Source organism: Legionella qingyii (genome assembly GCF_003184185.1).
Genome location: NZ_QHJG01000009.1, coordinates 112,077 through 124,656 on the forward strand (window position 1 = coordinate 112,077; position 12,580 = coordinate 124,656).

A 12,580-nucleotide genomic window follows, 5' to 3' on the forward strand; every position below is an offset into this window, starting at 1 on the left:
AGAGTATATCGTTATACCCCTCATCATAATGAAAATCACTCGACCTACTCAATTCAGCTCTAAAACGACGAATAGAGGTCGTCGAATTTGACCTATTTCCTTGAGCTCATCGTTAGTACGAAGGATTACAAGAAGTTATGGGTCACCGAGACAAACCTTAGAATGCCCGTCCAATACAACAACAATTATGTTTAGGTGAAATGTGATGCCTGCTCGAACAAGTAGTCAACTTACTAAGACCTCGGCTCCGCTAGCAGCACGAACGATTAAAACGTTTTTGCCAACTTTTTCCTAATTTAAGGTAAGGCTGTAATTTTGTACAGTAACACTGACTTTATCGTCTAGAAAAGGGTTGTGGCTTTGCTGATTAATAATTAAGTTATTATTTCATACAATTTTTTTACCATGGACGAATATTGTAAGGAGTACGTCAGCGCAAATTGATACACAATGAACTCCCTTTTGTTCGTGGATATGTAGTACAACTAAATCTCGTACTACTATAACGTAAAAATGTTATGTGGCCTCCGTGTTGTCCGCAACGTTTTCCACGGTAAAACTGAGTACCGTTATACCAGAGATTACAGAACGTTCGTCTACGTACCTAATCTGGACACTATCCATAGTTACCGCTACTATAATAACAATGACGCTAAGGAGAAATGGTACAAAAGAGCGAGTGCCGATTAACAAACTGGAAGAACTTTGTACCTCGTTCTTTACATGACTAATGCTTAGGAGCACTATACCCTGTAAAATAGTTTCTTTAGTTTTTTCATCCAAAATGTCGTTAATGGCCACAATTATGTGAGAAATTACCAAATAACTTGGTTGGGTTTAAATTTCTTCAACTAAAGTCATTTGATTTTTAAAGTGAACGGCCTCCGTACCGCAATGTTTTCTCACATCGAGAATTTACCGCACTCCAGTGGTTTTGTGGCCATGACCTTCGAATACCTAATTGACTCTGGTCAGGGCGCCGGTAGTACTTAGGGTACTTATACTGGCTTATATCGCCCTCATATCCTCACGGATAGGGAAGATGGCTACAGCAATAAGAACTACTACTGCTTGTACTTCATGGATATCCTTGTTCGCCTCTCTATACGTAATTTCCAGGTGTTCATTGGGGTCCTATAACCTTTGCTGGGCTACTTTGGCGAAACCACAAATGATTTTCACCGATGAATTTTTGTCCACTGTAGCCGTTTTACTTACTTCTTCCGAAATAAATAAATCAGCTGGCGTTTTTTCTGTACAATGAGCATAGACCGAAATTACAAATAGGATTACTCCACCTTGTTCAATAACGTTACGTAGGACCACAAGATCTTCAACCACATCACCCACATTAACTGTTCCTCAGACCACTCGCGCAGTTTCGTACGCAACAATTTTTTCTAGGACTAAATTGACTTCTTGTTCAATAACGAATAACGGCTCTCGTAGATTGACGAATATTTCAAGGGTTTTAACAACTCAAGATACTACTTGAGGGTTTTTGTTTACAACCCTTTTAAGAAGCAGCCCGTGAATTTCTAAGGGTATGAAGAGGGTCGGTGGGGCTTTTTTTTGGCCGACAACGATATATTTATACATGGGCCCACTTCGTGTGTCGCTTCGGGCCCTACAGATTTAACTTATCTTAATTGAGAGCAGGGAATCATAGCGATGAGGCGTTGTTACAGTGAGAAATCACTGCACAGTTTTCTTCAAAATAAAATGGTTAACAAAGTAATACGCTCGACAACGAGGGGTGTGGGTTAGGAATAAGCGTCATTTGAGTGTTCACTGTATTGCCGCTGGCAGTGCAAATTAGTATTTAAGAAATATTAAAACTCGTAGAACATGATCACGGTAACCCTAGCTCTAATTCGCCTGCTGAAGTACTATTAAATTAACTATACCCACATGGCTGAGCTACGAGCGTTCGGTTCCTACTTATTATGAAGGATTATCACAAAAAACTCACAAATTAAGAAACTAATCCCAATACGCAAGACCCAATTATGGATTGAGAAGTATGTTGAGAGATTCGCGGCATTGTATTATTAAGAGTAGGGGGAGAAGGGTACATGGTGGTCCTTTTGTTTAGAGAGGACCTACCCACGCGTTAACTAGCGACGCAACGCAGTCTTAATTACTTAGTCTATTAACAAGTATGTTCTGTTGATGACGGCTTACGAGTTCAAAAAAGGGAAATTTAAGTAAATTCAGGTAATTATTGGCGACGATAAAACTATTTTGTAAGTGCTATAAGTAGAAGTGTCAGACTCAGTTATTGATAAGGTGGCGGTCGTCGATTTACATTTTATAAGAGAAATCGCCATTAGCAAGCTTATCGTTACAAGCACAGTTTAGCGGGTACGGCGCTTTTTATCGGATATCGGGGTGTTATTTGGGGCGCTCGTATTCTGAGAACAAGTAGTTATTAAGAGTATCTGAGTTAAAACCCACGAGGACATTATCTTGGTGGACCTTTTGTTCTGTTTTTACGAAGTTTACCGTCTTATCAACCGTTTGTAACTCGAAGTTAACACGAATGATTTACTACTTGACTTAATATTGAAACATAAAGTGTATTTAATCAGTGTAAGTGGCTCGGTCTAAATCGTTAAAATGGGTCTAGTAAAGAGTTATTTAGTTGCTAGTAATGTAAGAGCCGAGCTAAAAAAAGTGTTCTACTGTTAAATAAAAAATCGGGTAGTAGGAGTCGAAGTAAGCACCTCGCAGGTTACCAGGGAAATTAACCGCTACATTGATCAAAAGGAAGCAGCATCTTTTCTTTTGCAAGACCACTTTTTGAATTTTATAGTCGACGCCCTCAGGAATCTTTCCGCCTTTTTCCGTGTCCCAAAAAGTATGTCTAAAAAAATATTTTACGGGTTGATAAAGGAAGTATTCGTCGTACTTTACCAACTCATTCTAACTGGACTATTGAAGAAGGGAGAAAATTTTTAACTATATGCCTTCTTTTTCGTAAGTACATTAGGACAAATAGGTTGTTTCCTCATTTTAGTGAAAATTACTTGCGTAGTGTTCCGACGAACGATTGCCGTAAGGTGTCAAGGTTATGAAGTAGTTGATGAAACCCTCAACTAACTACGTATAAACGTCGTTTATTACAATAAAGAAAAACTACTACTAGATGTTATTAACGGGTTAGTATATTAGGTTTCAGGTCGTTTCCGTATAAGAGATTACATCCGACATATGATCTCAGATAGGGATAATTGAAACGTGGTTCTAGTATACTTTGTATCGGTTCTCGTGGCGGAACTTTTCCTTCTAGGTGGTGTCTTCCATGCCCGCTATTCTAAACTAAATAAGAGAAATTATTTGGGCCGTTTAGAACCGTTAAAACAAGCTAAACTTATTTTAGTATTCCTATTCGTGACTATTATAGTATTGCAGGTACTTTTGCCAGACATGAAAGATCTTCTTGTTTTGGGCCATTTACCACGTTAAAAACTATCATGAGTACATTACTTAGCGATATCAGGTTACTTATATTATGTTAAACTGAGTTTTACAAGGAGAATCCATTAATAATGTTTTTGAAAGAAATTATGTCTACGACTCACTTCGCTGCGCTTGGACTACTAATCATAAAATCTGTAAAGCGTCCAAGGAGATACGAAGTCATCGGATGTTCAAAGAATGAATAAGAGACCAAAAACTTAATTAAACACTCATACGATACGTTTGCGAAATAACTGTTCCTCGGAATGTACCGTTGTCAACGAGTTAAACTATAATGTATATGAGTTAAAAATTTACTCTTACCTTTTGACCAGCCAGTTGATGGAGGAAAACGGGTACTAGTAAGACGCGAGTTTCTTGAAATATTTTAGTACCAAGAATGTGCGTGAAAGCTATTTTTTCGATAGCGAAACGTTTCTTGTCCATTTTACCCTTGAATACGAGGCTAATTACCTGTTCTTCGTTAAAGTCGTCGATATCCAGTACGGTACGCAGGACTTCTGCAAAAACACGGAATAATGGCTCTAATACGCCGAGTTAAAGTTGCGCCACATTTTTACAGACTTTAGAATCGTAAAACCCCACCTCTACTCGCGCCGTCAGTCAAAAGTACATTGAGCCTTCTAAATGGTTATACACACGGGTAGCGGAGAGTCACGAATGTACGTCGTCCGCAACGTAAACGGAAAGTTATGTCTTTAGTTGGTGCACAACGCCATCATACGGACCCACTTCCACCATGAAGTCTTCCACTAAAGATGCTCCGGTACTTACAACGTCCATGAACCTTCAATGGACATCAAAAATATCAATTATTATTGGTTACCCGTTAAAGTCATGGGTCTTTAGTTGTCTGACCAAGTGTTTGATAACGGGTTTTTCGATATCGACGACCAAAATGTCCGTACGTTTAACTGCCTTTACTATAAGAACGTTGTTCTGTTTAATAACCACTACGCTAACTTTTTCGTGCGGCACCACTCCCCGGCTGAAATTAGCTTCGGGACAGAATGGCAAATAGCCTAGTATGGTGTCGACTACTGCGTTGGGCCATAGTTGGTACAGTTCTTCAACTTTTTCGTTTTGGCTTTCTTGGATATTGCGCTAAGTTTCTTAAAGAATATCTTGTATTCTAGACCTTACGAGTTCTACTTCTCTCAAACCATTAGGTCACAAGATTTCTCCAACTTCTTCGACAATTACTTATAAATTCATACTTCTGGGTTGGCTAATCATCGTAAAAACTAATAGTAATACGCCTTGATGGACTCATAAATCACCTCGTTGCACGTTATCGATACCTCCTTCGTTGAGTACGGACTATAATGAAATTAACTTCGTCATTGAGTCCGAAACCGAATACTCAATCGTGTACTACTTTTACAACACCAAAAACCTCTCCTACAGCCATTTTTACCACCACAAAAGGCACGGTGTCATCCTAATGTTCTTGCTAAGCCACTTTTTTCTCAAAAACTATGAGGAGATCGTCTTAGGTACTAACGACCTAATCGTTAACCATACAGTTATGTCCCAGACTTTGGACAACGACTTAAGGTTAAGTACCCTAAATAGATAGGTCGGTACTTGGTTTAATAAAGAGTACGGCGAGCATACGCATTATCCTGCGCGCCCGCTGATGTGACGGGTGAACACAAGGCGCGAGGAAAACCACCACCATAAGCTCGTGGACTTGTAGTAAGTCTTTCGTGGCTTCGTAATAAACGAGTATAAGGACCAAATGTCCAACACTAAGGGAGGAGAGGTGCTGCTCGAATACCGAATGAGAATCGCCGATACGCATTAGGTCTAGGGCATTAAAAAGAACTTGGTTTTGCTTAAATAGCAAACCAGTTTGTTGGACACCTTCTATTACCGCTCCGAGAAGGAGATCCATTTACAAAATGAAACGTTGTTCCACTACTGCAATGTAATCATTCAACCCCGCGATCATAAGTGCTTTGCGTTGTTCGTCGCTTTGTTAACCCACTACTTCCTTAAAGAACACTTCAGTAACTACATCGTTGTTAATTTGGTGATCTATAGCTTTGTTAAGATCGGAGTCAACTCTTTTGACCTGCAACACAATAGCAAGTACTCCCTCGTTTTTGAACACCTCAACCACGGCTTTAAAGTCGTGTCTAATACCTTTTAAGATACTGACTCAATTACCGAGGCCAAGTTGCCCATTGACCTATACTATGACATTACGGCATAAAGGTTGACCTTTTTGTTATGTATGGGTCACAATGTGCATAATTTTTGTCGCAATACTCGTATTACCTCATTATTACTTATATAAGTTAGATGGACTAAACCCACTTCCGGATGGCCTACGACTCTAAGTACTTACCAAACAGTTTCTTCCACTATGTCATCATCGTCTAGTTGGAAATCAAAGATACCTTTGACGTTTTCGTCATCAACTACATGGAACAGGAGTCAGACCTTGATAATCGTTTAATATGCCATTGGGACCTCTACATTAATTTTGCCCACTCGGAAACCATCGAAAACTTAGTTGTTCACGGTTTCGACGTCTATTTCCTTGTCAACAGCCATTGAATCTTCTTTCATCACTTTAGAAACTTCTATTGAAGTGATAACCTCGGGTTGTGTCATCATCTTTAGCATAGTTCTGTTGTGGTCGACAATTTTACGAACGATTTTTTGAACCACAACTAAATAGATGTCAATTTCCTTGGCCTCTTAAACCACAGTAATGAGCATTACTACAAGTCCGCGTTCGTCTATTTTTGAGGCTTCAAGGTCGTCCGAAACTTGGAGATGCGCCTCATTCTGCGCGTTACGAGTTGTCATACCAAGTTAGAGTGCGGCTTCAACAAGGGCATTCATAAAAACTACTTCGTCTATAATCACGAACCTTCGGACCATGACTATAATGTCAAGCGGAACAAGCTCGTTATTAGATACGGCGATTGTTTCTTGGGCGGAATTTACGTACCAAACTATGTTTTGTATCACGTGCTGTTACAAAACTCGTCCACGTGGAGCCAAATCGTTACCTATTACTCCTTCCAAACAAACATGGACAATAAGTACTACGCCGTTTTGAAAGGCTACGGCTAGACGCTTTTTACTAATTACTAAAATTTTTTAGACAGTCATTAGCTCTTTAATGACGTCTATTTAACTTTCCTCGTTGCTATTGGGAAAGATTAAAACCTTTTAAACGACCGGCGAAACGTTCAGGTTAATAACAAGGCGGTTACCAACGGTAAAATCGGCACCCATCTGAGATAGTTCCTCGCCAACAGTGATGGGTTCCTAGACATCTTCGTGTATTATATGAAGGGGATAGTGAATCAAAACTGGTGTCTCGTCATTGACCTCCGCTTCGTTGAGCGAAGAATCCCCGACACTACCTTAGTAATGTTTTCCTTATTCCATTTTGAGGAGAGGGAGTTCCCCACTCCTCAAATTTACAATGACAACGTAAAAAACAACGTAAAATGAAAAATGAAAAAGACGATTGAAGTAAAACGTAACAACGTTAACAAGACCTGATTTTAACCATAAACCATTAACAAACAATGGGTAACGCTGTCCATTTTGTGTCAGAAACTGATCAAGAAATGGGCGTAAGAGGGGCGGAAATTTTATTGGTAAAACGTATGTTCATTAACGTTACTGAAACGTTCCAGGCCAGGTTGGTTTATTTCTTTGTGAGTAATTATTCGATTTATATGGGTAGAAACGTTTATTAAATAAGTAAAAATATTAAGGAAAAGTAACTCCTTTTTTAGGATAAAAATTTGTTAACGGAGATTTTATATCGTGTTATAAATATAAGACGAAAAGTAGTATATAAAGCTTCAAATTTATGTGTAATTTACTCTTACCTCACTGAATTCTAATTACATACAAGCGTTACATGTAAATCCATTTGAGACGATTTGGTTATTTTGGGTGAACTAACTTAGTCAAGATTTTGACTAGGGTAGATGAGAACCAAGTATAGTTACGAGAATTTTCGTCTTGGTGATGGTTGTATCTTGGGAGTGCTTTGGTTCTTAGAAAGAGCGGTAATAAGTTGTTTAATATTATACGAAAACGGCTGAACCCAACAAAACGTTTTAGTCCACGCCTCTTTTCCCTACACAGTAATGTCATAAGTATTCGTTGTATATAGCCGTTATTAACAACTCATGACGGTTGGTGGATAAGCGGTGACTAATAGTAGCAGATATAGTTTTATGAGGTAAAGGATTCGATATAAATTATTTATACGTACGATTGGTTTAACATTTATGTTTACTTTTGACGTCATTAAACCAGTTTGCATCTTATATGGCTATAAGGAAAACCTGTGAACATGGTTGAACTATTTCAACCATAAAGTTTACAGTAATAAAATGAATTACTCCTGCTTAAATTCTTCCGTGTACTTCGATTTAAACACCATAAACTACTATGACTCGGAGTTTGTTAATATCTCGTGATAGTTAGGGTTTCATTGGCTGATTTTTAACTCCAATATTTGTGCCCTTATCGTTCATGTCTTCTTCTTTTTGAACTAAAAATGGACTTCTTTGTACGTCTTCTCGTTATATTTGAAGTAGAAATAGAAACATTCCTTTGGTATGGAACCCAATCACTCCTTAATTCACGATTTGGTCGTTATTATCTTTGATGATTTATAAGTTAATATGGGAAGAAGTGTTTTTTATGAGCGTCTGTCGAAGGTAATAAACTCCGGGGTACGAGTAGTCTAGTTCGTTAGTTTGAGAACGTTTTGTTAAATCGAGGTACAGAAACAATGTTTGATCTGAATAAGCTAAATAACGTAATAGTTACCGACAAATTATAAAAACAACTTAATTAGTCAGAATTTTAGTTTAACGTATTCCTATTTTCGTGCCTCAAAAGTGAAGTCAACTTATTGGACTAATTCCTAAAGTTATTTTTATATTATCTGAACCTTTTTCGTCTTTTGTTGAAACTTTTTTGTGTGTTTTTTCGGATAAGTTGTGAGTTATTTGGGGTACGACAGTGAGCTAACGTAGTACGATTCTTACACTTCTTCTTCCTTGACGAGCTTTTATTGAAAGGATTTAATTATCCGTTCGATCAACTTGACATACTGGTCAATCGTAATGTCCTTTTAGAACTGCTTCCACGTTTTCTATTAAAATGTGTTTTCTTGAAAACTCATATAACTTTTATGCCAAGTGATTTATCTTATACAACTGGAAAATAAATTAAGGTGGATAAAGGGCGTCTGCTCGGAACTCAAAACATGTGTAGCGATTAAGTGTCTAAGTCAAAGTCGATAACGTTGTCGTTAGTGTTCGAAAGGAAAACTTATCATGTTTTTTGATACAAACACGTTAGAATAAGTCGTTACGTCGATTGGCCGTAGGACGTATTCATCGGACAAAAACTTGATTATCGACTCGTAAAAGAACTATAAATAGTGATCCGCAAAGTAATCCTAATTAAACTATTTGTAAAAAATTCCGGTCAAATACCCTGTAAAAACGGGTAAATCGTCCAAATTAGACCCGTAGTTATAGACTTGTTCCATTAAAAACAAGATTAACGACGCGACACGAAAATTAAGCGCGTAGTAGTATAACGGGTTCTTTTTTTGGTCGGGGTAACAGGGTCATAACTACATTTAATCGGGGATGACCCAAAAAGGGATTTTTCTTATTTAATGGTGGATCCAGGGGAAAGCCCACAACACGTGACTGCACCCAATGCCGTACATTTCCAACTACATATAGTGGACGTTATACTTAATTGTAGGCATTACGTTCAAAAAACAGACTACCTAAGCAAAAAAATCTCCATTCGTGTCTGCTACGAACAAATTAACGGAAATAACGTAATCATGAAAGTTGTCCTCCATTCGCTCAAGGTAGTGACCTTTTTCCCTATAGCTATATTACGTAATGTAGTATGGTTATATGAAGGGAGGTGGATTAAAGTAGGTAGGTTCAACTTCGTGATTGTTTTGAGCTCAATCCACACAATACGGACGCGCTTGCTTCTATAAATATCGTGTACAGAAAGCGAAAACCACTATTTAATAGCATCCGTTAAACACGGTGCTGGAACACCGGACGGCGTAAGGTTCGTATCGTTAAATTTTTGGGATTTGTGTTTTGTTCGTGTATTTATTAAGCACTGTATTAATTGGGTTTATCCCTCTGGTGCGTCCAAGAACATGTAGAGGAAGAGCGCGCCCCTCAGAGTAAGAATAAGATGGCAGGTCTCTTTGCTATGGGTCATGTGGAAATAGAACTAATACCCAGCGCATATCTTAATTTGCTGGTAACCCACGTTATCTACCTCTGAGTAGCGCCGGTCTCTTACAGTCCGAATGTTAACCGGGTGGCGAACGTGAAACATTAGGATACAATTTAACGAACAGCAGCGCTACGTTGTATTACTATAAAAAGTATAGACCTCATATTCTTCGTGCGCGTAATATCAACGGAAGTTTGCAATGAGCTGAATGAACCGGTAACCGATTTCTATTAGCTATATAAACTCCACTTGGTGGAGATGGACTCCATTTATTATTCGAAAAAGGTAGGCCTCGTATGGCACCAAGTCATAGTTATCGCAGTGGTTTCCAGTTAACGAAGTATAAGGGCCATAACTACAGATATGACATATAAAAACCACAGGGTGAAAATCTATTGTGATGTCGGTTAAGGGACGGTAGGCCTCTGGTGCGTCCACGGGGCAATTAAGGACCCTTTGATCATTAATTTGCAGAAACCGGACAGAGTTGACTTTGTCATTTATAAACACGAGCAAAAAAGAGCTTTCTTTGTATCCTTTATCAAAATGGTAGTCCTCGGGTGCGACCTCTGTATTATCCGAGCCTACTTTAGTTGTTCGAAACACCTAATACAGGTAGGCGTAGTCGGTGAAGTTCGCTCATTACCCATGACGAGGATCAAGAAACCTGTCTTTATATTCGTTACGCCCATCTCTTTTAGGGGAAAAGTGGACAGTTGAAAACCATATAAAGTAGTGATTATACTACACGATTTCCGGACTAAACTAACCGCGACTAAACTATCCAAAAACAATTATTTCAGCGAGGTAATCGATGACGTAGTCAATTTCATTTTGAGTGGAGTATTACTGAAGGATGAACCAATTGTGCGGGGCATTGTTGTGACAGTCGTGGCTCGACAAAATTTCATGATTAACTACTAACACTCAAGCGCGGAACACCCGGTCTTTGTTAAGCTTTGACTGGACTATTTAAATTCAGTAAAAGTTATTAAACAGGCTAAAGAACTCTACATAATAAACTCGGTTTTCTCAACTAACGATATCCATTTCGACTTAATTAGGGAACCCAGTTAAGATTTAGTTCTCGTTTTTAAACGACGCATTTTTTATGATTTTTGTCACATTATTAAGCCAATTAGTGCTCAAAATGGGGGAGTGAACAAGACCAGCTTGCCAATTTGAATATAGCGCTTTGTTTGATTTACAAAGAACTAGACGTCCGTGTCCTTCACCACTACGAAATATTTATCGTCAAACGCGACTTGCTAGTTCGTTACCTAGTGGCGATGATGCCCAATTTCATTGAAGGTTATGGTAAGGTAGCCCTCGTTCCGCATAAGACTTAACTGAACTATTCGATGACAGTTGTAAAAGTCCATTATAGGTCAAGGATGGATATCGTAATTGTTACTCGCGAAATATAAATAGTTGAAGTGGTCGTTATGCACGGACGAAGCGCCGTAAAAGACGACGAACACGAACAAAACGACGTCGACGTCGGAGTCGAACTAAAAAAGCAAGGTAAAGACGAAAACGTTCGCGTCGAAAAAGAAAAGCCCGAACAAGGAGAAAATTAAAAAGTCGAACAAGGAAGAGACGGTAAAAAAAGAATAAGTTTAGTCGTTCGAAAAAGCGAAGGTCAAAGACAACGAATTGGTTGAGAAGAAAAACAAAGAAATTTAGAAGTTATGCGAATCGAAGGTTACGGAAAACGAGAAGTTCAAAAAAATTAGCGAAAAAAAGAAGGAGACGAACAAAAAATGCCCGTTATCGTTAAGATAAGCGAAGAAGAAATTCAGCTCGTTCAACAACAACAAGAAAATAAGAAACAACGGAACGGCGAAGTCGGACAGCGAACTCAAGTAAAACAGCTAATTAAAGCCGGGAAAAAACAACGAGTGCGAGGACAAAGTTTGCTAACTGACAAAGGTATTGGACAAACAATAGCTGTGATTGGCGAAAGTGATAAAGTCAAACACCAAAGTGTCGCTAACCAACGAGATGGGGTCCGCACAAGAAGCAAAGTCGTCAATTTTGTCCGGCAACCGAACTCAATAGTCAGTTTTCGTAGTGGTGATTTTTTTCTACGTTCGGTTAACGCTGTTTTTTTCCAAATGCTATTGAACCTAGCTAATAGTACGAACGGGGAGACTAAAAAGAACGAGACTTAGTCAGTTGTTAGGATGAACAAGACGTGGACGAACGAATTCATTTCGGTAACGGACTTGTTGGAAAGGTATACGTTGCGGGACTAGGGGGAAATGATTTTGTAATTCGAAAACCGGACTAACGAAACGATTAAGGTTGAGACGTCGCTGTGCTTGTTGATTTCGAACCCTGAGATATCCGAGTCGCCCACACGACGACTATAATTCTTTTATTCATGGAACGACTAAGTGACTTTGTTATTATCCAAGAGATAGACATCCACGGTTTAAGACCGAACGCCGAAATCCGTTTAGATGTCAATGAGGGACTGAATCGTAACCACGACACTAGTATTTCTATTGTTCATTTTGGTTGTAATGTAGCTATATTCCATGCTGTAATTAAAGACTATACCCTGCGAGTGCAAACCAAAAACGAGACTAGTAAAGTTTAAGATGGGAGAATGTCAAAGTGACAAAACAACAAGATATTCGCTATAATTAAGAAGGACTTTGTTCAGTTTAGCTAAATTATTTAGTAATCGTGCGCAACATATAGCCAATATACGTTATTGACGGCCATAACGACATTTATTCGGGTTTCGACACCGATGATTGCGAAGTCTTTATGGACCTCGCTGGTATCGCTACCAACGAACAACTCGTACCGG

Annotated in this window: 2 protein-coding genes; one reads left to right on the forward strand and one right to left on the reverse strand. The window is 38.7% G+C overall.

All coding sequences use genetic code 11. The annotated features are described in order from the left end of the window. Nucleotides 1-1,134 precede the first annotated feature (1,134 nt). A complete protein-coding gene (locus DGG96_RS07400; RefSeq protein ID WP_110142101.1) occupies nt 1,135-1,350 on the reverse strand; it encodes a hypothetical protein in 216 nt (71 codons plus the stop codon). A gap of 10,172 nt (nt 1,351-11,522) precedes the next feature. Between DGG96_RS07400 and DGG96_RS07415 the strand changes: the two genes are divergently transcribed. Further along, nucleotides 11,523-11,933, forward strand: a complete 411-nt coding sequence (locus DGG96_RS07415; RefSeq protein WP_110142104.1) for a hypothetical protein — start codon at nt 11,523-11,525, stop codon at nt 11,931-11,933. Nucleotides 11,934-12,580 lie beyond the last annotated feature (647 nt).